The following is a 24,030-nucleotide window of genomic DNA, read 5'->3' as shown; positions in this document are numbered from 1 at the left end:
CGACGCTTACGCGTTCCCCTCGGCAGCATCGGTGCCCGCGGTGTTTGGCTTCGCGGTATTTGACGACTTAGACGTCTTCTTGCTTGGAATGACGGCCAGAGCAACCATCAGAGCGGCCGCGATAACGCCCAGCACGAAGATCACAACTGAAAGCCAGATCGGTGTCTGATCAACCGTGGTTGCGGGACGGGTTTCAGCGGTGAGAAACTCCGGAGCCTCATTCGCCTTGACAGCTTCTTCAAGGTTCTCGGTAGTCCATGTGGCAGTGTTGCCGCTAATCTGGCCACCGGTATTCGCCTCAGTGATCGCCGCTGGCAGAGTCAAGTTGAGCTCTGCAACGGTGCCCTGCTGCTGGTTGCCGGCAATAACCATCGGATACACCTGCGCGAGATATGTTCCATCACTGGTGTACTCGGCCTGAACCGCGACGAGATCGGTGACTTCTTGCATCGTGAGGTCTTCTGCGATCAGATGCGCGTCCTGCTCCGATTTCTCGACGACCTTCAGTTTCTTCTCATCAATGCCGACCCGTGAAGCCAGCACCTGCTTGACCCCCTCGAGCTGGGCTTTAGCCGAGAACTTATCGTCCCCGCCCGCCTTGCGCTGTTCCTGCAGCATCTTTTCGGTCAGCTCAAGCTGCACATCGACGTTCCCCTCGAGCTTCTCCGGAGTCCGGACGTCAGCCTCGAGCTCGACATCGTACGTGAATTTATTCACCTCAGGCTTTGCATTCGATGCGCCATCACCTCCGGCAGAGCAACCAGTCAGCACCATAGCGCCAGCGAAAAGTGCCGCGGTCATTGCACGGAAAGATTTGGTGAACTTCATAATCTCCTACTTTGTACGACGGCTGAGACTGGACACTGCATGGCTAGGCGCTTCAAGGCCACAGCCAGGCAGCTCCATAGGGGACGGCCATATATAGCCTAATTGGTGCCGCCATGTTTACAGAAAGCACATTGCGGCAAGTCCCCCGCCACTGCTTCAAGAGAAGGTGCCGCGAACGGGAAGTAGGACGGATAGAAACGGGCGCAAACGGGTCACGTCCTCGCTTATGCGTTGCCCTCAGCGGCATCGGCCCCGGTGTCCGCTCCGGTGTCCGCTCCGGTGTCCGGCTTCGATGCTTTCTTTCTTGGAGTGACGGCCAGAGCAACCATCAGAGCGGCCGCGATGACACCGAGCACGAAGATCACAGCTGAGAGCCAGATCGGTGTCTGATCAACCGTGGTTGCGGGACGGGTTTCAGCGGTGAGCGTTTTCCCGTCGGCTTCGTTCATCATCGGTTGAATCTCGACGCCCTCCATTGCCTCGGCGAAGTTATCGCTCGACCACGTCACCGTGTTCCCGTTGACTCTCCCGCTAACGTTCGCTTCCGCGATCGGCTCCGGCACGGTAACGCTCACCTCTGTCGTAAGGTTAAGTTCCTCTTCCGGAGCCACAAGCATTGGACGAATCTCCACGAGGTATGTTCCCTTATCGGTATAGGTAACCTTGGCCCTGAACATGTCGTAGAGCCCTTCCATCGAGAGCCCATCTACCTCAATGAAGGCCACATTATGAGACTCGCCGATGAGACGGACCTGATCTTCTCTCACGCCGAGGTCCTCAGGCCAGGTTGTCACCTCATCTTCAAGCGTGCGTTTAGTGTCCGGATTGTCTACGCCATGCTCCTTACCCAGTTCCTCGAGGAGCTCATCCGTGAGCTCGGTCTTCGACCTAACATTCGCGATAAGGGGTCCATCCACACCGTCTGGAGCTTCGATTTGGATGTTCTCCGTGTACTTATTAGCGGTCGGCTTCTCCTGCGTTTTCTCAGCACTCCCTGCGGAACAGCCGGTCAAAGCTAAAGCGCCAGCGAAAAGCGCCGCGGTCACGGCACGGAAAGACTTGGTGAACCTCATGATCTCCTACTTCGTTTGACGGCGGGGGCGGAACGCTACAGAGCTGAACACCTCAGCATCCATGCCCGAAAGGCCATAGGGGGGACGGCTTATAGCCTCGTTGATGCCTTCATGTTTGCAGAAAGCACAGAGCAGTAGGTCCACCGTAAGGATGACCCCGACTGTGAAGGTGCCCGCACCTTTCTTTGCGGTGACAGCGTTTCGTTCAAAGTGACAGTAATTCTCAGCGTGACAGTGATTCGAATATATGTTCTAATGATGGTGTGAGCATGGGAAGCTCTGGCGTTGCGGTTGCCGCGGATGCACCGCCACTGCAACGCCAAGGGGTGAGTGCGCACAACGCACTCACCCCACACCCAGCGAAAGTCAGGCCGGTGTCTACTTATCCGTGTTTGTTGGACGGGTTTCAGCGATGAGGGATTTCCCGTCGGTATCGAACATTTCGCCTGGTACGATTTCTATACCCTCCATTGCCTCGGCATAGTTATCGCTCGTCCACGTCACCGTGTTCCCGTCAACCTTCCCGCTAATGTTCGCTTTCTCGATCGGCTCCGGCAGGGTCACGTTCACCTCATCCCTAACGTTTCCTTCCGCCACGGGTTCCAGAAGCATCGGACGAATCTCCACCCGGTATGTTCCCTTATCGGTATGGGAAGCCTTGATCCTCAACATTTTGTAGAGTTTGTCCATCGGGACCCGGTCCACTTCAACGTAGGCCACGTTGTGGGACTCTGAAGTGAGCCGGACCTGGTCCTCACTCACACCGATGACCTGAGGCAGGGCTTTTATCTGTTTCTTAAGTGTGCCTTTAGCATCCTTGATGTCATCCTTCGGATGTTTTTTGGCTTCTTTCTCGATGGTCTCGTCCGTGACCTCGACCTTGGACCTAACATTCGCCACAAGGGGCTTCTTCGCACCGTCTGGAGCTTCCACTTCAACGTTATATATGTTCTTATCAACGGTCGGCTTCTCCTGCGTCTTCTCAGCCCCCTCCGTAGAGCAGCCGGTCAACGCTAAAGAACCAGCGAAAAGTACTGCGGTCACTGCACTCAAAGACTTAGTGAACTTCATGATCTCCTGCTTCACTCGATGGCCAAGGCCGAAGGTTGCAGAGCTGCATATCTCAGCGTCTGCAACCTGAAACGGCCCTAGAGGGAAGGCTTATAGCCTCGTTGATGCCTTGATGTTTGTGTTTACTTATCGGTGTTTGTTGGACGGGTTTCAGCGGTAAGGGTTTTCCCGTCGGTATCAAACATTTCGCCTGGTACGATTTCTACGCCCTCCATTGCCTCAGCATAGTTATCGCTCGTCCATGTCACCGTGTTCCCGTCGACCTTCCCGCTAACGTTCGCTTTCTCGATCGGCTCCGGCAGGGTCACGTTCAGCTCTGTCGTCAGGTTATCTTCCTCAACGGGCTCCAGAACCATTGGACGAATCTCCACCCGATATGTTCCCTTATCGGTATAGGAAACCTTAGTCCTCAGCATTTTGTAGAGCTTGTCCATCGGGATGCGGTCTACTTCAATGCGGGCTACGTTGTGGGACTCTGCGGTGAGACGAACCTGGTCCTCGCCTAAATCGACGGCCTTAATCATCTCTTCCATATCACCTTCAAGCGTGCGTTTAGCGTCCGGGTTGTCTACCCCATGTTCCTTACCCAATTTCTCGAGGGTCTCATCCGTGACTTCGACCTTGGACCTAACATTCGCTACAAGGGGTTTCTTCGCATCGTCTGGAGCTTCGATGTGAATATTATCCGTGAACTTATTAGCCGTCGGCTTCTCCTGCGTCTTCTCAGCACCCCCTGCAGAGCAGCCGGTCAACGCTAAAGCGCCAGCGAAAAGTACTGCGGTCACTGCACTCAAAGACTTAGTGAACTTCATGATCTCCTGCTTCACTCGATAGCCAAGGCCGGAGGTTGCAGAGCTGCATATCTCAACGTCTGCAACCTGAAACGGCCATAGGGGAAGGCTTATAACCTCGTTGATGCCTCCATGTTCACAGAAGGAACATTGCAGCAGATCCCCCGGCAGGATGACGTCGAATCGAGTGGAAATCCCCCTACTGGCGTATGCCTGCACACAACGCACAGATGCTCAATAGGCTCGGCTCATACTCAAGAGGACACGGCTCACCAGGACTGGATCAGCAGAAGGTCGGCATGCAGCCCGTGGTTTCAACGAGCGCTCTCACAATCGGCTTATCGGCCGGGATCCACTCGACCGCTTCTTCCGTGTTCTGATCCAGGATCAGCCACCGCAACTCAAGATGATCCGCCCCTTCAGGTTGCGTGCCCGTTGTGACCTCGGCCGGCTTCAGCACTCCCCCATCGGCGTCTAACAGGACCCCGGTCCAGACGCGCATCGTCATCCCGTTATCCAACGGCCAGCCTGCATATCCCGCAGGCGGTACGACCTCCTGGCCAGCCCTGAACGTGTAGCCGAGCTCTTCGGAAATCTCACGCTCAAGCGCCTCCAGCGGTCCCTCCCCCTCCTGGGCCTTCCCGCCCGGGAACTCCCACAGTCCCCGCAATGATTCCGGATATGCCCGTTGCGCTGCCAGCACACGCCGAGCATCCACGAGGTCATCCACAATCGCGAGCCCCACCACCTGGCCAGCGCTACCTACGGCACCATTCTGCGCGCTCACTGCACTCCCTCTTTTCGGCTTGTCATGTTCACCACGATCATTCTCCGCACCCTGTCATCGAGCTTTCAGCTGCGTTGGGCACAAGCCTTCAGCTGCGTTGAGCACGTGCCGATGCGTAGAGGCACAAGGCCGCGGCCGTCGAAACATTCAAGGATTCCGCCTGCCCATACAGAGGGATCGAGACCGTAGCGAAGGACGCCGCCCGTTCCGCTTCCGAGATCCCCTGGCCTTCATTACCGAACAGCCACGCGGTCGCCGTCGTCAGGGACGGCCGCTTCATCGAGCCCCTAACGGTCACGCCGTGCTGGCGGGCGGCCGCATCGTCTTCAAGCACCGTCAAATCGTGATCCCCGCCGCCGTCAGCCGCTAGCAAAACGATCCCGCAACGGGTCAGGTGCTCGGTCAGTTCATCAAGCTCAATACCCGTGACAACCGGAACATGGAACAACGAGCCTACCGTGGACCGGACCACTTTAGGCGAGAAAACATCCACGCTGCCCTTCAGCGCAACCACCGCGTCCGCACCCGCGGCGTCAGCCGCACGGATGATGGTGCCAGCATTACCGGGGTCCTGGACCCGCCCCAGCACCGCGACCAGGCTCGTCTTCGGCGTCAGCGCTTGTTTCAAGCTCACGTGCGGGATGCGGCAACGGGCAACCACGCCCTGCGGGGACTGCGTGTCCGCGATCGCGGCCAGGACGCGCTCAGTCACAACGTTGACCCGTGCGTCGGCGACCTGGGCGAGCTCAGGTTCACGTTCCATCCGCTGCTCAGTAACGAATACCTCGCGCACAAGGCCGCGCTGGGTTCGATGTTGGGCAATCGCTTCCCGTACAGCCTGCGGCCCCTCAACCAGGAACTCCCCCGACTTCTTCCGGCCCGCGGCCTTCCCTAGGTGCGCGGCCGCCCGGACTCGGTCTGCGCGCGGATTATCCATGATCTCCATACATTCATCCTCCCATCTTGTGGCAACGCGACCGCATCGCACGCATTAAAGCACTGGGGGTTCCGACCCGTACGAGTCGGAACCCCCTGCATCACGCCGCCGTGTCACATTCGCAGTGTCACATTCGCGGTGTCACAACGATGGCTATAGCGGCGTCACAGCTTCAGTTATGCGCGCGGTGCGTTCACGTCGGCTGGCAGAGCCTTCTTAGCGGTCTCCACCAGAACCGAGAATGCGTGAGCGTCAGACACAGCCAGCTCGGCGAGCATACGGCGGTCAACCTCGATGCCAGCGAGCTTGAGGCCCTGCATGAAACGGTTGTAGGTCATGCCGTTAGCGCGAGCCGCAGCGTTGATGCGCTGGATCCAGAGGCGACGGAAGTCACCCTTACGCTTACGACGGTCGTTGTAGTTGTATACGAACGAGTGGAGCAGCTGCTCCTTAGCCTTACGGTAGAGCCGCGAACGCTGACCGCGGTAACCAGATGCGCGTTCCAGAACGACGCGACGCTTCTTCTGGGCGTTAACTGCCCGCTTCACACGTGCCACGTGTGTCTCCTAACATGTGGGGTCCAGCCACACCTTCACGATGCGGCTAGAAAAGTTTCGAAGGTCTCAAATAGGTGTGCGCTCTAGCGCACGTACACGACAGCGTGGGTTTAGAGGCCCAGCATGCGGCGGATGGTGCGTTGATCAGCCTTAGCCACAACCACATCGCCCTTCAGGCGACGAGTCAAACGCGAGGACTTGTGCTCGAGGTAGTGGCGGCGGTTTGCACGCTGACGGCGGATCTTGCCAGAACCGGTGAGCTTGAAACGCTTCTTAGCCCCAGAGTGGGTCTTGAACTTCGGCATGAGAGCCTTCTCCTTGTACGTCTTCCCGCATGACCCCTGGGTCATCGGGTGCAGCTACCCGCACACACTGTGCCGCGGGCGCCCGCTGGGCTCCTCCCCCACTCGCCGTTGATTCTCCAACGGAAGGGATCCCCAGATGATGCTCATCCTCAAGTGGAACGGAGGAGGAAAACTATCTATATGTGTGGACTTACCTGGCGTGGACGCCGGTATCAGCCCTCTTTGGCTTGGTCTTTGGAGGCCTGCGCCATGCGGCGCATAGCTTCAGGAGCCGATGCCGCAACCGTCTGGCCGGAAGCGTCCTGTGGAGCGGACGTATCCAAACGCTGCTGACGGCGCTGGCGGCGAGGAGCTTTCTCCTGCTGAGCCTTACGGCTTTCAGCCTTGCTCTTGAGCGGGCCAACGACCATAACCATGTTTCGACCATCCTGGCGCGGCTGCGACTCAATCACACCCACATCGGCCACATCCTCAGCGAACTGCTGAAGCAACTTCACACCGAACTCAGGACGCTGCTGTTCACGGCCGCGGAACTGAATCATCGCCTTAACCTTGTCACCCGAAGACAAGAAACGATGCGCGTTACGCACCTTCGTCTCATAGTCGTGAGTGTCAATCTTCAGACGGAAACGAACCTCCTTGAGGGACGCGTTCGTCTGCTTCTTGCGAGCTTCACGAGCCTTGACCGCAGCTTCGTACTTGTACTTGCCGAAGTCCATCAGCTTGCACACAGGTGGACGAGCGTTCGGCGCAACCTCAACCAAGTCGAGATCTGCTTCAACCGCCAGGCGCAGGGCGTCCTCAATACGGACGATCCCCACCTGTTCACCGTTAGGCCCGACCAACCGCACCTCTGGGACGCGGATTCGATCGTTGATGCGTGGGTCGCTGATGTTAGTGCTCCTTCATGCGATGGTGTGGTCGACGTTCTCGGGAGGCCTACGAAAAAAGCCCCCGGGTTCAACACGGGGGCTCAGATACCAGCAAGCCGCACCCACCACGCAATCGAAACTGCGTAGCATCCAGCGTGCTACTTGCTAGACCTGACCCGGCCGCCCTGAGGCGATCGCGGGTGGGAAACCTCCGCTTTGAATTCCTGCTCTCAAGCCAAACACGCACACCCAGCAGATTCTTACTTGGCGCGCGCATCCGCACTGTCAATGATTCAGGCCATCAATGATTCTCGCTATCGCTGCAGCAGTTGGCTTCAGCGATGAACGCCACATTTACGGCATAAACCATCAACAAGCAGGACGGTCTGTGACAAGCTTAGCATTATGAGCGATCAGAATTCGAATCAGCACGTACACAGCTTCTCGGACTCCGAGTATGCAGACGCCCAACAGCAGCTGCGTGACATCGCAGAAGTTCCCGCAGTCGAGGTCATCACAACCACCGCGGTCCACCTCATGTCTGCTGCCGCCGTCAAGGTCGGGCTCGCCGACGGCCCTGACGCCGAAGATCTCAAAGACCTCGACGAAGCCCGCAAACTCATCACGGCACTCGCAGGCCTTGTGACAGCGGGTGCCCCAGAGATCGGCTCGCAGCACGCCGCCCCGATCCGTGACGGCCTACGCTCCCTCCAGCTCGCATTCCGCGAAGCGTCCATGATCCCAGACAAGCCAGGCCAAGGCCCCGGCGAGAAATGGACCGGCCCCGTCAGCTAACACACAAACGCGGCAACGCGAACACCTCTGCCAACGACGTGGGGTGAGCTTCCCAGCGGAAGCTCACCCCACGTCGGTGTTTAAGAAGGTCTGAGTCCGCGAGGCGTTGCCGGTTCAGCGTTGCTGGCTAGATGTTGCTGGTTCAGGATGAAGCCATCCGGCGACGGCGACGACGAATCTGGCGCAGCACCATCGCAACAACACCGGTAGCAACCGCGACGCCAGCCAACGCACAGATCGCAACAGTGGGGCCGCCCACATCCAACATGACGCCCACCAACGGCGTACCAGCCGCCGTGCCGGCAGTCATCGCCGAACCATATAAGCCCATCGCCTGGCCGCGGTTACGCTCCGGGACAGCCTCCGTCAACCGCTCCGAGGCTGCCGTCATCAACGGTGCAATAAAGAAACCAGACGCGAAAAGCGCGATCGAAATCAACGCCAACGTCAACGAGAACGCGACCGGAACCAGCGTGAGACCCAAAACAATGATGATCGCGAACGGATCGAACTTTCGAGACAACGCGCCATACACGAACCCGCCCACGAGCGAGCCGAAACACCACACGCCATACATGACCCACAGCGTGTCACCGCCACCACCCAGGGTCTCGTTGAAGCCCACCAACGCGACCTCAGTACCGGCAAGCGCCATACCAGCGCCCAACGCCATGACCATCATCGCAGCCGCCGAAATACTCAGCCACGGCATGAAACGACGCTTCCGAGGCTGAGGCTGCGGCAACGGAACCACCGGGATCGCACCCGTGATCGCAGGAACCGACGAAGCATCCTTAGGGTGCGAAGGAGCCGCCAAATCATCGACCGCCTCCCGCGGGGCAGACGGCAACTGCGAAGAACGCGTCGGCGGGTTCGTGACCACCAAAATCACGCCAGCGAACACCACCAGCGCGCCCACCAAAAGCAGCGAAGCCGTCGTTGAAATCGCCGTAGCAAGAACACTGATACCGCCCGGTGCAATCACAAACACCAGCTCAGTGGTCATCGAATCCAGAGCGAACGCCGTAGTGCGATCAGGCCCGCGAACCACAACCCCCATCGACTGCCGCACCACCGTGAAAACCGGCAACGAAAACAGGCCCGCCACAAACATGAGCACCAGCAACACCTGGAAACCCACAAAAGGCGCGGCACCGAACGCGCCCGCCTCAACCACGATCGACGGCAAAACCGCGCGACGAACACCCTTGATATCCACGATCCGGCCACGCCACGGCGAACCGATCGCTACACCAATCGTGAGCATCGCCGTGACCAGACCAGCCGAGGCGAAATCCATCTGCAGGCCGTTACGGACATGCAACGTCAACAGGATCGCGGCCGCCGAATGCGGCAAACGACCAAAAACACCAACCAACAAAAGAGTTGGCACATGCGGGCGCCTCAGAACCCGTGCATAACGCTGGAAAACACCACTCGGCTCCCCAACACCCGCCTGGGTCATGCGTTATCCCCCTTGCGCGACCCTAATGGTCAACGAATCAGCTTTCTCCTGCACCTCTTGAGTACCCTCAACAGCAGTGCGAACCTCAGAAACTATACGCGAGACATCCTGATCTGTAACCGTGTTATTCACCACTACAGTCACCGCCAACTCAGGGCCGTGACCGCCGCCACGCATCACAGTCCCATCACCGGCCCGCGACGCGATCCCATCCGCCGGACCCAAAATCAGCGCACCCACACCATCGACATGAGAAACCGCCTCCTGCAACGGTGCCGCAAGCGAATCATCACGATAGCTCGGCAACCACACCCGCTGCTGAGCCAAAGCCCACACCGCCGGGCGCCGCACCACGAACGTGACATTCGCGCCAGGATCCAAAACCAACAACTGCGCACCCTCATCCACCGCAGACAACGCGGCACGCGGAGCATACACCGCAACCGGACGAGCCTCCGGATGCCAATCAGTCAAGCGATCCACCGAAGAAAACACAGGCAAAGCCGTCCGGCCATCAGGAGCAGCGATCATGACCAACGCCATATCCGCTTCCTTCTCCACCAAATGACCATGCTCCCCGATCTCCGTGTGGCCAGTCTGAGCCACAATCGGGACAAAGACGCGCGCATCAGCCAAAGCCTCAACCACATCGTCCTCCGGGCCATAACCGGCTTTCAAAGCATCAAGGGCTTCCTGCAACGCCTCATTCGGCAAGCCGTCATCGCCGTCAAACTGGTGCAGAGGATTGCCCTCACCCGATAGGTCCCGGCCCTCCCAGGACTGGCCCGCGGTGTCCGATGCGCCACCAGCACCCGCAAGCAAAGCCTGCTGGATGTGCGCCGGCAAAGCCTTCGAACCCGGCGCTGGGTTAGCGGCGGCCGGGTTGGGCTCGGTGGGGTTTTCAGCCGTGGCGGGCTTGTTGTGGGCAGGGTTGTTCTGGGCTAGGTTATCTTCGGCGGAGTTATTGGCCATGTTTGCCTCTCAGCTCGGTTTATTTCTCGCCTCTACGTACTTCTCGTTTCTGTTGACTTCTCGCCGCGTGCGACGGCGAGCGCGTCTTCGAGGGTGAACGCGCCGTTATAGAGTGCGCGGCCAATGATCGCGCCTTCTACGCCTTTACCGACCATCGCGCGTAGGGCGCGTAGGTCATCGAGGGTGGACATGCCACCGGATGCGATCAGCGGCTTATCAGTGTGCTTCGCGATGTCGGCGAGCAGTTCGGTATTGGGGCCGGTCATGGTTCCATCACGGGTCACATCAGTGACGACGTAGCGGGCGCACCCGGCATCATCGAGGCGAGCGAGCACATCCCACAGGTCCCCGCCGTCTTTGGTCCAGCCGTGGCCAGAGAGCGTGGTGCCACGCACGTCGAGGCCTACCGCGATCGCCTCGCCTACCCGTTCGATGGCTTTGGCGGTCCATTCCGGATTCTCTAGTGCCGCGGTGCCGATGTTGACCCGTGCTGCACCCCATTCGAGTGCGCGATCCAGTGACTCATCGTCTCGAATACCGCCGGAAAGCTCAACCTTGAGATCCAGCTCGGTCGCGATGCGTCTGAGCACTGGACGGTTATCCCCGCGCGAGAAAGCGGCATCCAAGTCAACCACGTGGATCCATTCCGCGCCGGCTTCTTGCCAGCGCAAAGCCGCATCGAACGGGTCGCCGTGATCTGTTTCGGTGCCGGCTTCCCCTTGGGTCAGGCGCACCGCCTGCCCGTTGACGATGTCCACCGCAGGGAACAAAAGGAGTTTCTGATTCTCGGCTGGCGTGTGCCCAGTTGGCGTGTGCGCAGTTGCTTTGTGATCAGTCATGGGTTTTTCGGGTCTCTCTCAACAGCTCAAGAAGTGAAAACTAGGAAGAAACGAAGCGATGCTCTCGGAAGAAAGGTTCAAACCGTGGTGGCAGGTGGAGGGAACTCAGCGACCACATGGATCGCTTGCCCCTCCCTCACGGCGTCCTCGTTGCCTTTATCGTCCGTGTCCGGGCCTTTCTGCGCAACAGCCCACGCCGCAATCAAAAACATGAGAGCCAGCGCGCCACACACGATGACCCATACCCGCTTAACACCCTGTTGAGCGAGCGAATACGTGCCGCCAACCAGCAACCCGCCCAGGATCATCAACACAATCGGTGAGGGCATCAGAGCGTCTCCATCCAATTCTTAATCAACTGGGCGCCGGGCTCGCCAGATTTTTCCGGGTGGAACTGAACCGAACTCAGCGGTCCGTTCTCAACTGCCGCGATGAACGGGCCACCGTGATCCGACCACGTGACCATCGGCGGTTTCATGAGCGGCTGAACGACGTCGAAATCCCAGCTCTGTACAGCGTAGGAGTGGACAAAGTAGAAACGTTCGCCTTCGATGCCGCGGAACAGCTGCGTGTCTTCCGGCGGAGTCACGCTGTTCCAGCCCATGTGCGGAACCACATCGGCCGTGAGCCGCTCAACCACGCCAGGCCATTCGTCCAGGCCCGCCGTCCTGGTGCCGCCCTCCGTGCTTTCAGTGAACAGCACTTGGTGGCCCACACAGATCCCCAGAACGGGCTTCCCACCCGCGATCCGGTAGCCGAGATGACGCAGCAGCGAGCCCTTCTTGAGTGCCGCCATGACGCTGGCGAACGCACCGACACCGGGCAGCACCACGCCATCAGCGGTACGTAACTGATCGCTGTCCGCGGTCAACGAGACATCAGCGCCCACGTGTTTGAAGGCGCGCAGAACCGAGTGAACGTTACCCGCGCCGTGATCGACAACCGCGATACGCGGCCGGCGGCCCTGGGTCATAGCGCTCCCTTAGTGGACGGGATCGTGTTCCCCATCCGCTCGTCTGGTTCGATGGCTTCACGCAGTGCTCGCGCTAGAGCCTTGAACTGGCATTCCACGATGTGGTGAGGGTCGCGGCCACGCAGAACGTCGATGTGCAGGCAGATGCCTGCGTGGTAGGCGAAGGATTCGAAGACGTGGCGGGTCATCGAACCGGTGAAGTGCCCGCCGATGAGGTGGTACTGCTGGCCCTCAGGTTCGCCTTCATGGATCACGTAAGGGCGGCCGGAGAGATCCACGATGCAGCGCGCAAGCGCCTCATCCAGTGGGATGGTTGCCTGGCCAAAGCGGGTGATGCCGCGCTTGTCACCGAGCGCTGTTTTGAATACCTCGCCGAGCGTGATCGCGGTGTCTTCGACAGTGTGATGGACGTCGATATCTGTGTCCCCGTGCGCTGCGATGGTGATGTCCATGAGCGAGTGGCGCGCCAGCGAGGTCAACATGTGATCGTAGAACGGAACTGTTGTGGAGATGTCCGCTTGACCGGTTCCATCGAGTTTGATGGTGACTTTAACGGTGGATTCGGAGGTGATCCGTTCCATGGTGGCTTCACGGGTACCGATCAGCTGGGCGCTCATGGTGCTCGCTTTCTTCATGTGATGCGCAGATGCGCGTCTACGCATCTGCGTGGGGATTGTTCTGCCCTCATTCTATGAGGGTGCTGTTGCGGCGTCCTGGTGAGCCGGCCGCTTGCCGCGTGTTAGGCGCGTTCCATGTATTGGCGCATCAGGGTCAGGAACGTGGTGGTTTCCTCTTCGGTTCCTGCGGTGACGCGTAGCTTGCCTGGTAGCCCGTTGTTGCGGATGATGACTCCGCCTTCCAGGAGGTATTCGAAGACTGCGTTGGGGTCTTCGAAGTCGCCGAAGGTGACGAAGTTTGAGTCAGAAACTGTTGGTGTGAGCCCCATGCCTCTGAGCTCGGTCACGATCCGGTCGCGTTGCTCTTTGATCGCCTCGACGTTGGCTAGCAACGCGTCGGTGTGTTTGAGGGCTGCGAGTGCGGTGGCTTGGGTTACGGCGGAGAGGTGGTACGGAAGGCGTACGAGACGTAGGGCGTCTGATATTTCTGGTGCGGCCGCCAGGTAGCCGAGCCGTGCCCCGGCGAGCCCGAACGCTTTGGACATGGTTCGGGAGACGATCAACCGTTGCCGACCCTCAAGCAGGGTGAGGGCGGTCGAGTCTGGGTCGTGCGCGAATTCGGCGTAGGCCTCGTCAACGACGACGATGGTCTGGAACTCTTCGCCGGCCTCATAGACGGCGCGCACGACGTCGAGTTCGAGCCCGGTCCCGGTCGGGTTATTGGGCGAGCACAGGAACACGATGTTCGGTTTGTGTGTGCGGACTTGTTCTGCCGCGGATTCCGCGCTGAGGCTGTAGTCCTCGGCGCGGTGGCCGGCGATGTATGTGGTGTCTGTTCCAGACGCCAACAGCGGGTACATCGAATAGGTGGGTGGGAAGCTCAGCAGGGTTCGGCCTGGACCGCCGAAGGCTTGCAGGATCTGTTGCAGTACTTCGTTGGAGCCGTTAGCAGCCCACACGTTTTCTGGGGTGAGCCCGCGGCCGAGGTATTCGGCGAGTGCGGTGCGTAGCGCCGTGAATTCCCGATCTGGGTAGCGGTTGAGGCTGTGTGCGGCCTCGCGTACGGATGCGGCGATCTCATCGATCACGTCTTGTGGCAGCGGGTGAGTGTTTTCGTTAACGTTCAGCTGTACCGGAACGTCGATCTGTGGGGCGCCGTACGGGGAGAGCCCACGGAGGTTATCCCTAAGTGGAAGTTGGTTGAGCCGTTGCATAGCATCCTGAGACATGGTTCAAGTCTAGGGATCGGCTAAGTGGCGTCTCGAATTAGGGTCGCCCTATTGCGCATCCACTCACGCTGAGGTCGGGTTAGTAGCTGACCGGGACAACGAGCTTCTGCCCCGGAACGAGCGCTCCATCAAAAGAGTTGTGCTTTTGGATCAGAGCCACCGTGTCGCGGACATCGCGTTCAGGTGCATAGTGCTCAGCTAGCTCCCACAAGGTATCTCCATGCGCAACGGTGACCTCAACCAAGCGATCCCCCTGCGCGGTCACCGGCTCACCCGTGGTTGCCTGAGCAGGCTGAAGCAAGGCCGAGAGCATCAAAAACACGCCAACGACCAAAGCCATAGTCGGCAGGCCGAAGAACACAAACCGCCCCCGTGAAGTCAGACGGATACGTTGACGTGATGCGTGCTCGTGATGAGCAGTGTTAACAATGCGCTCATCAGAATTGACGGGCCGTTCAGCAGTATTCGACATGACAACGGTTTCCACCATGACCATTCCTTCCGACATCGAACAGAACATATATTCGAACATCTCTTCGATATATTTCTAGCACACATCTCCGAATCTGCTCAATAGTCTTCGTACATATCTTTGAATATGCGGCGAAGCCATATAGGCTGTAACTACCGATGTGGACTGTCATTACAGTCAAGAACAACCCCCTGACACATTGATGGCCATGGGTAGCGAACCAGGGATGGGAAACGAAGGATGGGAAACGAATGAGCACCGATACACCGTCGATGGACACCCAGCCCGCACGCCCTTCGAAACCGCTGACTTCGCGTCAACGCTCTGTGCTGAAGTGCATCGAGTCTTTCTTAGAGAATCAGGGGTATCCGCCCACGATGCGTGAGATCGGTGACGCGGTCGGGTTGAAATCGCTGTCTTCGGTGACACACCAACTGCAGCAGCTCAACAAGCTCGGTTGGATTCGCCGCGACCCCAAACTCCCCCGCGCGCTCGAGGTTCTCTATCCGTCCACCCTGGACGTGACCCAGAAGGACTCCACCACAGCTAGTGCGGCCGCACTCGGAGCAGCGACAGGCGCCGGCCTAGCGGAGGTCACACCAATGCCCGGTGCAGCCAAACTCCCAAACACCACAGACTCCGCCAGCACCGCACAATCCTCCAACGCCACCGACTCCGCCAACATCACGCAGTTCAAGGCTCGCGGCGGGGAAGACTCGGCTGAGATCCCACTCGTCGGCCGTATCGCGGCAGGTGGACCGATCCTTGCTGAACAACACGTTGAAGACGTCGTGACCCTGCCACGTCAGCTTGTAGGGCACGGCGAACTGTTCATGCTCAAAGTCTCTGGGGACTCGATGATCGACGCCGCGATCTGCGATGGCGACTGGGTTGTGGTCCGCCGCCAAAACACCGCACAGAACGGCGAGATTGTCGCAGCGCTGCTGGATGACGAAGCCACCGTGAAGACCTTCCGTCAACGCGACGGCCACACGTGGCTACTGCCTCAGAACTCGCAATACGAACCCATCCTGGGTGACCACGCACAAATCATGGGCCGCGTCGTATCCGTGCTGCGCTCCCTCTAAGCGCAGGCCCGTTCAGGCAACCCCTCTTAAGCGCAGGGCCCGTATCGCCGCGCCGTTTCCATGAGCGCCGCGCTACTTATTGGCTTCGCGCAGGCGTCCCAAAGCGCCGAGAACCGTATTCCGGTCAGTTGTGGTCCACAACGGTGGCAACGCGCTACGCAGATATGCACCGTAGCGACGGGTGGCCATCCGCGAATCCAGGATCGCGGCCACTCCCCTGTCCTCTGTGGAACGGATCAGACGGCCCACACCCTGCGCCAAACGGATCGCCGCGTGATGCGCCGAAACAGACATGAACCCATTCCCGCCGTGCTCATTCACGTCACGGGTCCTCGCAGTCATCAAAGGATCGTCAGGGCGCGGGAACGGGATCCGATCAATCACCACCAAACGACAATGCCGCCCCGGTACATCCACACCCTGCCACAGCGTCATCGTCCCGAACAGACAAGTCTGCTCATCAGCTGAGAACTCCCGCACCAGCTCCGTCATTGACGCCTCGCCCTGCACCAAAATCGGCACATCCAGACGTTCACGGCACGCAGCGGCGGCGTCCTCAGCGGCTCGGCGTGAAGAAAACAGCGCCAACGCCGCACCGCCAGAAGCCTTGATCAAGTCCACAAGCTCATCGATAGCTGCTTCAGAGACCCCGCGGCCTGGAGGCGGAAGATGCTGAGCCACATACAGCACGCCCTGCTTCTCATACTCAAACGGCGAACCAACATCAACCGAATCCCACTCAGGAGCCTCCGGCCCCATCAACCCCAAACCGCCAGCAACCGGCTCAAAAGCCTCACCCACAGCAAGTGTGGCCGAGGTCAAAACCACGGTCCGGTCCGCGAACAAGCCATCCCGCATCTGCATCGCAACAGACAACGGGGCAACCATCAAAGACGCCGGTTCAGAATCATCCGGAACCACATAGCCGCGCCCTGGCTCGAAGCTGCCGGGCCGGGCCGCCCACACAACCTCGTCGCCCTGACCAGCGTTCAACAAACGTTCAGCCAGCTCAACAACCTGAGCCACCGCGGAACGCGCGGACTGCCAGGCGCCATCCGGAGCCGCATCGCCAGCCTCGCGTTTGGAATCCGCCATCACGACCTTCGCTGATTCGAAAACCTGCATCACAGCGGCACGTTGAGCCTCGGTCAAACCGCGCGGCTGAAGACCTGTCGGGATGTTCGTGACAGACTTCTCAAAAGCCTTAGCGGCATCAGATAACGCCTTCGACGCAACCTTGAGGTGCTTCTTAGCTCCCTGCGCCGCGTGCGTGATCGCGGTGTGGGTGAGCGGGCGCGTGTACGTGTTCGTGACCCGGTCCTGCAACTCGTGGGCCTCATCCACAATCACAACATCGAAATCCGGTAAAACCGGTAGCTGCTCAAACGCAGAAAAAGCGAGCATCGCGTGGTTAGTGACCACCACATCGGACTCAGCGGCCAACGCGCGGGCACGCTCCGTGAAACATTCCTCCGCCATAGGACAATGCTGGGTACCCAGACATTCAAGCGAGGACACCGAAGCCTGCCGCCACGCCCTATCCGAAACCGAAGGGATCAGCTCATCCCGGTCCCCCGTCTCGCTCTCTTCAGCCCACTTCCGGATGCGCATAATCTCCTGACCCAAAGGCGAAGTCGGGCCGTCCTCGGCCGCATTCGGGTCTGCCAGGGACGCATCGAAAAGCGAGCCCGCGTCCTCATCCTCCGGATACCCGCCAGAGAGCTTATATTTGCACACATAGTTGTTCCGCCCCTTGAGCAGGGTGACGTCCACCGGCCGCGGAAGTTCATCTTCCAGAGCCTTCAGAAGCCGCGGAACATCGCGCCCCACAACCTGGGACTGCAACGCCAACGTTGCGGTGGCAACCACTACAGGTTTATCCGCCTCGATCGCGTGCCGGATCGCAGGAATCAAGTACGCCATCGACTTACCCGTGCCGGTCCCGGCCTGCACCAGCAGGTGCGTACCCGTGGACAGAGCGTACGCAACCGAATGCGCCATCTCATGCTGACCATCGCGGCGCTGCCCACCCATCTTGTCCACCGCCGTGGTCAGCAGACGCTCAACCTCTTCAACGGCGGGCTCACCCGACTCAGTTGAAGCCTCCGATGCGGCACCCGTTTCAGATGCAGCGGTGCTTTCTGGCTCGGACCCAGCCGAAACGTCCTGGCTCATTCGTTCGCCTCTTCGTTCGCCTCTTCGGTCGCCTCGGCCTGGGCCTCATCGGCCGTGTGGGCTTGCGCATCGTTAGTCTGCGCGTACGGTGCAAGCGCATCAGCGAGATCGGGGCGGACTAGCGCGTGGATCTGTGTCCCGTCTTCGACGTGTTCAAGCTCGAGCAGTTCGGCGTCCTGACCGTGCAGGCGCGCCACCAAGTCGCCTTCGGTGTATGGGATCAAGGCGCGCACTTCGGTGTGCGGGCGCGGGATAGTGCGCGAGATCCTTTCTTTGAGCTCGTCGATGCCCTGGCCCGTGCGGGCAGAGACCACAACGTGGTCAGGATGGTTGCGGCGCAACTGAGCCAGCGTATGCGCATCGGCGAGGTCCGCCTTGTTCAGCACGATGAGCTCAGGGCAGTCCGCCTCAATGTCCGCGAGCACCTCGTGCACCGCTTGGATCTGCGACATCGGGTCCGGGTGGGAGGCATCGACCACGTGAAGCAGCACGTCGGCATCCGCGGCTTCTTCCAAGGTTGAACGGAACGCCTCCACAAGGTGGGTTGGCAGGTTGCGCACGAAACCGACCGTGTCTGTGAGGGTATAGCCGATGCCGTCAGGGGTCTGCGCTGAACGCACAGTCGGGTCCAGGGTAGCGAACAGAGCGTTCTCCACCAGGACCCCGGCGTCAGTCAGCCGGTTGAGTAGCGAGGACTTGCCGGCGTTGGTGTAGCCGACGATGGCCACAGACGGCACCGAGTGACGCTTGCGGTTGGCGCGCTTGGCTTCGCGTGCCGGCTTCATCGCTTTGATCTCGCGGCGCAGCTTGGCCATGCGGTTGCGGATGCGGCGGCGATCCAGCTCGATCTTCGTTTCACCCGGGCCACGCGAACCGATACCGGCACCACCGGCGACCTGGCCGCCGGCCTGCCGCGACATCGATTCACCCCAGCCGCGAAGCCGCGGCAAGAGGTATTCGAGCTGAGCCAGCTCGACTTGGGCCTTACCTTCGCGGGATTTAGCGTGCTGGGCGAAAATATCCAGGATCAGAGCGGTACGGTCGATGACCTTGACCTTGATGACGTCTTCGAGGCCACGGCGTTGAGAGGGCGCGAGCTCGCTATCCACGATCACGGTGTCCGCGCCGACCTCCGTCACAATGTCACGCAACTCGGTTGCCTTACCTGAACCGAAATAGGTTCCCGGGTCTGGCTTCACGCGGCGCTGGATCACGCCGTCCAATACTTCCGAGCCGGCGGTTTCGGCGAGCGCCGCGAGCTCACGGAGCGAGTTTTCGGCTTGTTCCGCGGTGCCGTCTGACCACAGACCGGCCAACACGACGCGTTCGAGACGAAGCTGACGGTATTCGACCTCGGAAATGTCTTCAAGTTCTGTCGAGAGGCCCTGGACGCGGCGAGTAGCGCGGCGTTCCTCAAGGTCCTGCTGCAGTCCATCGAAACGCGAATGTTCAGCCTGGCCTGTATCGAGTGCTTGAGCCTGACCGAACTGCAAGAAAGAGCCACGTTGCCGAGGTCCACCCGGCTCCCCTGCTTCATCCTCCGCGTGTTCATCCGCCGCGTGGTTCCCCGCGCCTTCCTCAGTGTGGAACGCTTCAGTCCCTGCCGGTGCAGCGTTGCTTTTCTCGGCATCGCGACGCCCCGCAAGAATCTCACGTTCACGGTCAGCGGCGAGGATCCGCTGGATGGTCGCTTGGATCTCGCGTTCGTGCTCCGATGTGCTCTTATGTGGAGTCCCCTCGCGTGAAGGTTGATCCTGTGAAGACCGTTGCTGTGAAGGCGGGTGGGGATCGGTGTTGCGGTGCTCGGTCATGGTCTCCTGACATTGCGTGGTCCCGCGGCCTGCGGGCTCCCCACCATTCTAAGCTGTAGCGGGCTCAGCTAGACCGTAGCGCCGGTGTCGTCGCAACCCTGCCGTAGCGCCGGTGTCGTCGCGACCGTGCCGCAGCGACCCACCTGCGGCCCTGTGCCTCGGTTAGGCTTGTGTTCCATGGCCGAGCATTACTTCACAGCGGAACCGGTGACTCCCGAGGCACGCAAGCGCATTACGGTTTCTCTGGCTGACCGGGAACTTGACGTTCATACCGCTTCGGGCATTTTCAGCCCCGCCGGTGTGGATAAGGGAACCCAGATTTTATTGGATGAAGCTCCTAGCCCGCGGGCCCACGGAACGATGCTCGACATCGGGTGCGGTTGGGGACCCATCTTGCTCACGCTCGCGCTGACTTCTCCACAGGCTGAGGTGTGGGGTGTCGATGTCAACGAACGCGCGATGGATCTGGCCCGTCTCAACGCGGCCGATGCCGGCGCTCGCAACGTCACGGTGTGCACACCGGAGGCGGTGCCGGCCGATGTAAGTTTCGACCTCATCTGGTCCAACCCACCGATCCGTGTGGGTAAGCAGGTCCTCCACGAGATCCTCATGACGTGGCTTCCGCGCCTCAACCCGGGCGGCGAGGCGTATCTTGTGGTCCAGAAAAACCTCGGCTCAGATTCCCTACAGAAATGGCTCGCCGAAAACCTGCCGGGAGAGTGGAGCGTTGAACGCTACGCGAGAAAGAAAGAGTTCCGGATTCTGCGCGTGGCCCGCCCGGCTTGAACCGCGAGCTCGGCTTTATGAGGCTAACGCAGCTGAATGGGGCTAGCGCAGCTGGATCTTCGCGATGACGCGCGCAGGCCCCGTTGCCTGCGCTGTTCCGGAAGCGTTCGATGCGGACCCCGGCTCAAGCCGGACCCCCACGAGCGCTGATGGCTGGTTCACCGCCCAGCCTTCCGCGATGTCCCTACCGGAGCCTGCCCAGTACTGGAACGCAACCGATCCCGCGACCGCGGCAGCCACACTCGAACCGTATTCGCGCGAAAGCCGCCTCCCTGCCATACTGATGCTGGCAGTGTCGCCGCTGTTGCCTGCTAACGCATCGTGCGCATGATAGAAACGCATCGACACCGCAGCGATACCGCGTTCGACCAGCGGATCATGCGGAACAACGAAGCTCGTCGACGAACGCTCAAGCACCTCGGAATCCAGCTGCGGGCCGCGCTCATCCAAACGTAGCCGGTCAAGCTCGGACACATCCGCGAGCGCAACCACAGAAACCGGCGCGCCAACGGTCATCGTGAGGCACGGACGGGCCACCGGTACACCCTCAGCCTGGACCGTGCCGTCACTGGCTTTTGCTTGGGCCTGCTGCGGGAACGCGAACGACCACCGCACCCCAGCGACCTTATAGTTACCCCGCGAACGCGAGACCACGTATGCCTCACCCGAACCGAATTCGAGCCGCGTGCCCGCGCCCAACTGACCAGCCTCATCGAGGTAGGCGGCCACCGCTAGTGCCGCATCGGGCTCTAGCTCAGGAACCGGGGCCCCTGATGCCCCCGTCAGAACGCAGTGCCATGCGCCAGTATTAGCTCCTACGCTGTCCCCTTGTTGAGACACCGTGATCACGCCTGCCGCACCGAGCCCAGCGGAGCCGTCGCACAGCCACTGGGCTTCGGCTTCGCTCACGGTCGCTGCCGTGCTGATCAGAAACGGGACAGCGCCCGCGGTGACGCGGGCAAAACTCGCACCGGCAAGGCTCACCGGGACGTCATTCGAGAGCGGATCGACCATGACCCCAGCCTACCGAGAGTCGTCCCGCGTCCGCGGGAACCTAGAGAGCCTCCGGGATGGCTTCGGCAACGAATGCCCGGGCGATCTCGCGCGCGCCGGCGCCGGCATCGTAATGCTTGACACGCGGATCAGCACGGAACCATGTTCTCTGCCGCTTGGCGAACTGCCGCGTGGCGATGTGGGTGCTCTCGATCGCTTCGTCCTGGCTCATCTGACCATCGAGCACGGCGAGCGCTTGTTTATACCCAATAGCCGCCGATGCGGTCCGGCCTTCCCGCAGGCCGTGCGTGATGAGCTCGCGGACCTCATCCAGCAAGCCTGCTTGATACATCCGGTGGACCCGCTGCAAGAGGGCCTCGTTGAGGACAGCCGGGTCAAGGTCAAGCCCCACCTGGACGGCGGGCTGGTGATAGATGCGTTGCGGCATGAACGAGGTGAATGCGCGGCCGCTGATGCGGTGGACTTCAAGCGCGCGGATCATGCGGCGCACGTCAGTGATTTTCTCAGCGCTCGCCGGATCGACTGCACGCAGAGCCTCGCGGACCTCCTCGGCACTACGCGCATCAGCCCACGCCTCGATCTCGGCGCGGACCTCCGGATCGGTGGGCGGGAACTCGATCTCATCTAAAACCGCGCGCACATATAGCCCAGAACCACCTACCAGCACAGCGGTCCTCCCGCGCGCCTGGATCTCAGCGATCGCATCGCGGGCTTGCTGTTGGAACACCGCAACCGAGGCTTCCTCGGTCACATCCATGATGTCGAGCAGATGGTGTTCGATCCCCTGCCGCTGCGCCACAGGAAGCTTGGCTGTACCGATGTCCATGCCGCGATAGAACTGCAGCGCATCCGTGTTGACCACTTCTCCATTGAGCATGTGGCACAGATCAAGGGCGAGCTCGGATTTACCGGTGCCGGTCGGGCCGACCACCGCGATCACAGGGTTCGGGTTCACTGTAGTGCGGTTGTCTACGCTTGCGGGCGCAGGCTCGGCATGCCGAGCGAAACACCCTTGCCGCTCGCGCTACCGCCTGGCGAGCACGAATCTGCTTGTGCGCGCTCCCACGCGTCCCCGGAGCGGGTACGGCGAACACTGTACTGCTCCAGGGTTGGGTCAGCGAGCAAGTGGAAGGATCCAGCGTGAGTGATCGGCACGGTCACGGCATCGCCTGGGCGAGGGGTTTGACCGCCTTCCGGAACAGAGAAGTGCACGAGCCGCTGGTCTTGGGCGCGTCCCGCAAGCCGGCCCGTCTCTTCGGCTTTGCGGCCCTTTTCGTCAGCGACGATCAGCTCAACCGTGGTGCCGAGCAGCTTCTGATTTTCTTCGGCAGAAATACGGTCCTGGAGTGCAACGAGGCGCTCGAAACGTTCCTGCACCACGTCTTTAGGGACCTGGTTTTCGTATTCGGCCGCCGGGGTTCCCGGCCGCGGCGAATACTGGAACGTGAACGCCTGATGGAAGCGGGACTGCTCGACAACCCGCATGGTCTCTTCGAAGTCCTCGTCGGTTTCACCCGGGAAGCCGACGATGATGTCGGTGGTGATCGCCGCGTGCGGCATACGCTCGCGCACCTTCTCCAGGATCCCGAGGAACTTCTTGGAACGGTACGAGCGCCGCATATCCTTCAGGACCTTGTCCGAACCGGACTGCAACGGCATGTGAAGCTGCGGCATGACGTTCGGGGTTTCAGCCATCGCCTCAATCACATCGTCAGTGAACATCGCAGGGTGTGGCGAGGTGAAACGGACCCTTTCGAGGCCTTCGATCTCACCGCATGCCCGCAACAGTTTGGAGAACGCCTGGCGGTCACCGAATTCAACGCCGTAAGAGTTCACGTTCTGACCCAGCAGGGTCACCTCGATCGCGCCGTCATCAACCAACGCCTGGACTTCGGCGAGGATCTCCCCCGGGCGGCGGTCCTTCTCTTTACCGCGCAAGGACGGCACGATGCAGAACGTGCACGTGTTGTTACATCCCACCGAGATCGAAACCCAGCCCGCGGAATGAGACTCCCGCTTAGCCGGCAGAGTGGATGGGAAAACCTCGAGCGCTTCAAGGATCTCAACCTGGGCTTCTTTATTATGGCGTGCCCGCTCGAGCAGCACCGGCAAGGAGCCGACGTTGTGGGTTCCGAACACCACATCGACCCACGGGGCACGCTTGACGATGGTGTCACGGTCCTTCTGTGCAAGACACCCGCCCACAGCAATCTGCAGATCGGGGTTCTCATCTTTCGCGGCCTTGAGCATACCGAGGTGGCCATAGAGCTTATTGTCCGCGTTTTCACGTACCGCGCACGTGTTAAACACAACGACGTCGGCATCACCCTCATCTGTGCCGGGCTCAACCGGAACCATGCCTGCGGTTTCAAGCAGGCCCGCGATCCGTTCGGAATCGTGGACGTTCATCTGGCACCCGAACGTGTTGACCTGGTAGGTCCGCGCCGTGTGTTGCGCACCGTCAGTGTGGTGTTCGGTTGCTGAGTTTGAAGCAGTCATTGGGGTTGAAGTCACCCGTCTAGTCTAACGAGCGGGGCACGTAACATGGTGAGTCGGTAACCGTGGGCTGTTTC

The 24,030-nt window shown here is 60.3% G+C and carries 25 protein-coding genes; 3 read left to right on the top strand and 22 right to left on the bottom strand.

The window, feature by feature from the left end:
• Positions 1 to 6 precede the first annotated feature (6 nt).
• From J2S67_RS02545 to infC, 9 genes are all read right to left on the bottom strand, one after another.
• Positions 7 to 828, bottom strand: a complete 822-nt coding sequence (locus tag J2S67_RS02545) for a hypothetical protein (RefSeq protein WP_070507845.1) — start codon at positions 826 to 828, stop codon at positions 7 to 9.
• 224 nt (positions 829 to 1,052) lie between these two features.
• The gene (locus J2S67_RS02540) at positions 1,053 to 1,901 is read right to left on the bottom strand and encodes a hypothetical protein (protein WP_310246010.1); all 849 of its coding nucleotides are present in this window, start codon (positions 1,899 to 1,901) and stop codon (positions 1,053 to 1,055) included.
• Positions 1,902 to 2,279: 378 nt separating this feature from the next.
• Positions 2,280 to 2,972 carry a hypothetical protein gene (locus J2S67_RS02535; RefSeq protein WP_310246007.1) on the bottom strand — a complete coding sequence of 231 codons (693 nt, stop codon included), beginning with the start codon at positions 2,970 to 2,972 and terminating at the stop codon, positions 2,280 to 2,282.
• A 122-nt stretch (positions 2,973 to 3,094) separates the two neighbouring features.
• A complete protein-coding gene (locus J2S67_RS02530; protein ID WP_310246005.1) occupies positions 3,095 to 3,784 on the bottom strand; it encodes a hypothetical protein in 690 nt (229 codons plus the stop codon).
• A 262-nt stretch (positions 3,785 to 4,046) separates the two neighbouring features.
• Positions 4,047 to 4,550 carry an NUDIX domain-containing protein gene (locus J2S67_RS02525; RefSeq protein ID WP_310246002.1) on the bottom strand — a complete coding sequence of 168 codons (504 nt, stop codon included), beginning with the start codon at positions 4,548 to 4,550 and terminating at the stop codon, positions 4,047 to 4,049.
• Between the two features lie 88 nt (positions 4,551 to 4,638).
• Positions 4,639 to 5,496 carry a TrmH family RNA methyltransferase gene (locus tag J2S67_RS02520; protein WP_310245999.1) on the bottom strand — a complete coding sequence of 286 codons (858 nt, stop codon included), beginning with the start codon at positions 5,494 to 5,496 and terminating at the stop codon, positions 4,639 to 4,641.
• A 167-nt stretch (positions 5,497 to 5,663) separates the two neighbouring features.
• Positions 5,664 to 6,044 carry a 50S ribosomal protein L20 gene (gene rplT / locus J2S67_RS02515; protein ID WP_035757005.1) on the bottom strand — a complete coding sequence of 127 codons (381 nt, stop codon included), beginning with the start codon at positions 6,042 to 6,044 and terminating at the stop codon, positions 5,664 to 5,666.
• A gap of 110 nt (positions 6,045 to 6,154) precedes the next feature.
• Complete coding sequence (rpmI, locus tag J2S67_RS02510) at positions 6,155 to 6,349, bottom strand: 50S ribosomal protein L35 (RefSeq protein WP_035757002.1); 195 nt, start codon at positions 6,347 to 6,349, stop codon at positions 6,155 to 6,157.
• A 212-nt stretch (positions 6,350 to 6,561) separates the two neighbouring features.
• Positions 6,562 to 7,200 (bottom strand): translation initiation factor IF-3, encoded by a 639-nt coding sequence (gene infC / locus J2S67_RS02505; RefSeq protein ID WP_035756999.1) that lies wholly within the window; start codon positions 7,198 to 7,200, stop codon positions 6,562 to 6,564.
• A 426-nt stretch (positions 7,201 to 7,626) separates the two neighbouring features.
• Here infC and J2S67_RS02500 point away from each other — a divergent pair, with 426 nt between their 5' ends.
• Positions 7,627 to 8,016 (top strand): DUF1844 domain-containing protein, encoded by a 390-nt coding sequence (locus J2S67_RS02500; RefSeq protein ID WP_035756996.1) that lies wholly within the window; start codon positions 7,627 to 7,629, stop codon positions 8,014 to 8,016.
• 142 nt (positions 8,017 to 8,158) lie between these two features.
• On the opposite strand, the gene J2S67_RS02495 is transcribed toward J2S67_RS02500, so the two are convergent.
• The 8 genes from J2S67_RS02495 to J2S67_RS02460 form a co-directional block, all read right to left on the bottom strand.
• Positions 8,159 to 9,409, bottom strand: a complete 1,251-nt coding sequence (locus J2S67_RS02495; RefSeq protein ID WP_310245993.1) for an MFS transporter — start codon at positions 9,407 to 9,409, stop codon at positions 8,159 to 8,161.
• 75 nt (positions 9,410 to 9,484) lie between these two features.
• On the bottom strand, positions 9,485 to 10,453 hold the full coding sequence (locus J2S67_RS02490; protein WP_310245991.1) for an SseB family protein: 969 nt from the start codon (positions 10,451 to 10,453) through the stop codon (positions 9,485 to 9,487).
• A gap of 32 nt (positions 10,454 to 10,485) precedes the next feature.
• The gene (priA, locus tag J2S67_RS02485) at positions 10,486 to 11,292 is read right to left on the bottom strand and encodes a bifunctional 1-(5-phosphoribosyl)-5-((5-phosphoribosylamino)methylideneamino)imidazole-4-carboxamide isomerase/phosphoribosylanthranilate isomerase PriA (protein ID WP_310245988.1); all 807 of its coding nucleotides are present in this window, start codon (positions 11,290 to 11,292) and stop codon (positions 10,486 to 10,488) included.
• A 77-nt stretch (positions 11,293 to 11,369) separates the two neighbouring features.
• Positions 11,370 to 11,621: a hypothetical protein gene (locus tag J2S67_RS02480; protein WP_035756994.1), complete on the bottom strand. Its 252-nt coding sequence runs from the start codon at positions 11,619 to 11,621 to the stop codon at positions 11,370 to 11,372.
• Entirely contained in the window at positions 11,621 to 12,265 is a 645-nt protein-coding gene (hisH, locus tag J2S67_RS02475; RefSeq protein ID WP_310245984.1) for an imidazole glycerol phosphate synthase subunit HisH, read from the bottom strand. The genes J2S67_RS02480 and hisH overlap by 1 nt, the downstream gene beginning before the upstream one ends.
• Positions 12,262 to 12,882, bottom strand: coding sequence for an imidazoleglycerol-phosphate dehydratase HisB (gene hisB / locus J2S67_RS02470; protein WP_035756988.1), 621 nt, complete (start codon positions 12,880 to 12,882; stop codon positions 12,262 to 12,264). Before hisB ends, hisH begins: the two co-directional genes overlap by 4 nt.
• Before the next feature lie 122 nt (positions 12,883 to 13,004).
• Positions 13,005 to 14,111, bottom strand: a complete 1,107-nt coding sequence (locus J2S67_RS02465) for a histidinol-phosphate transaminase (protein WP_310245981.1) — start codon at positions 14,109 to 14,111, stop codon at positions 13,005 to 13,007.
• Positions 14,112 to 14,190: 79 nt separating this feature from the next.
• Complete coding sequence (locus J2S67_RS02460; RefSeq protein WP_310245978.1) at positions 14,191 to 14,601, bottom strand: LysM peptidoglycan-binding domain-containing protein; 411 nt, start codon at positions 14,599 to 14,601, stop codon at positions 14,191 to 14,193.
• Between the two features lie 233 nt (positions 14,602 to 14,834).
• Here J2S67_RS02460 and lexA point away from each other — a divergent pair, with 233 nt between their 5' ends.
• Complete coding sequence (gene lexA / locus J2S67_RS02455; protein WP_035756984.1) at positions 14,835 to 15,671, top strand: transcriptional repressor LexA; 837 nt, start codon at positions 14,835 to 14,837, stop codon at positions 15,669 to 15,671.
• A gap of 72 nt (positions 15,672 to 15,743) precedes the next feature.
• On the opposite strand, the gene J2S67_RS02450 is transcribed toward lexA, so the two are convergent.
• Positions 15,744 to 17,846 carry an ATP-dependent DNA helicase gene (locus J2S67_RS02450; RefSeq protein WP_310245976.1) on the bottom strand — a complete coding sequence of 701 codons (2,103 nt, stop codon included), beginning with the start codon at positions 17,844 to 17,846 and terminating at the stop codon, positions 15,744 to 15,746.
• Positions 17,843 to 19,657: a GTPase HflX gene (gene hflX, locus J2S67_RS02445; protein ID WP_310245973.1), complete on the bottom strand. Its 1,815-nt coding sequence runs from the start codon at positions 19,655 to 19,657 to the stop codon at positions 17,843 to 17,845. Before hflX ends, J2S67_RS02450 begins: the two co-directional genes overlap by 4 nt.
• A 177-nt stretch (positions 19,658 to 19,834) precedes the next feature.
• On the opposite strand from hflX, the gene J2S67_RS02440 reads away from it, so the two are divergent.
• Positions 19,835 to 20,443 carry a class I SAM-dependent methyltransferase gene (locus tag J2S67_RS02440; RefSeq protein WP_070490729.1) on the top strand — a complete coding sequence of 203 codons (609 nt, stop codon included), beginning with the start codon at positions 19,835 to 19,837 and terminating at the stop codon, positions 20,441 to 20,443.
• A 42-nt stretch (positions 20,444 to 20,485) separates the two neighbouring features.
• Here the strand turns inward: J2S67_RS02440 and J2S67_RS02435 are convergent, their stop codons facing one another.
• From J2S67_RS02435 to miaB, 3 genes are read right to left on the bottom strand one after another with little or no spacing between them, the layout of a single operon-like run.
• Positions 20,486 to 21,457, bottom strand: a complete 972-nt coding sequence (locus J2S67_RS02435) for a hypothetical protein (protein WP_310245957.1) — start codon at positions 21,455 to 21,457, stop codon at positions 20,486 to 20,488.
• Between the two features lie 40 nt (positions 21,458 to 21,497).
• Entirely contained in the window at positions 21,498 to 22,412 is a 915-nt protein-coding gene (miaA, locus tag J2S67_RS02430; RefSeq protein ID WP_310245955.1) for a tRNA (adenosine(37)-N6)-dimethylallyltransferase MiaA, read from the bottom strand.
• 14 nt (positions 22,413 to 22,426) lie between these two features.
• Positions 22,427 to 23,956 (bottom strand): tRNA (N6-isopentenyl adenosine(37)-C2)-methylthiotransferase MiaB, encoded by a 1,530-nt coding sequence (gene miaB / locus J2S67_RS02425; RefSeq protein WP_035756977.1) that lies wholly within the window; start codon positions 23,954 to 23,956, stop codon positions 22,427 to 22,429.
• Positions 23,957 to 24,030: the final 74 nt, after the last annotated feature.

Source organism: Pseudoglutamicibacter albus, from assembly GCF_031458175.1.
GTDB lineage: Bacteria > Actinomycetota > Actinomycetes > Actinomycetales > Micrococcaceae > Pseudoglutamicibacter > Pseudoglutamicibacter albus.
Note: the sequence above shows the minus strand (reverse complement) of the source record. Positions and strands in the feature narration are given on the sequence as shown.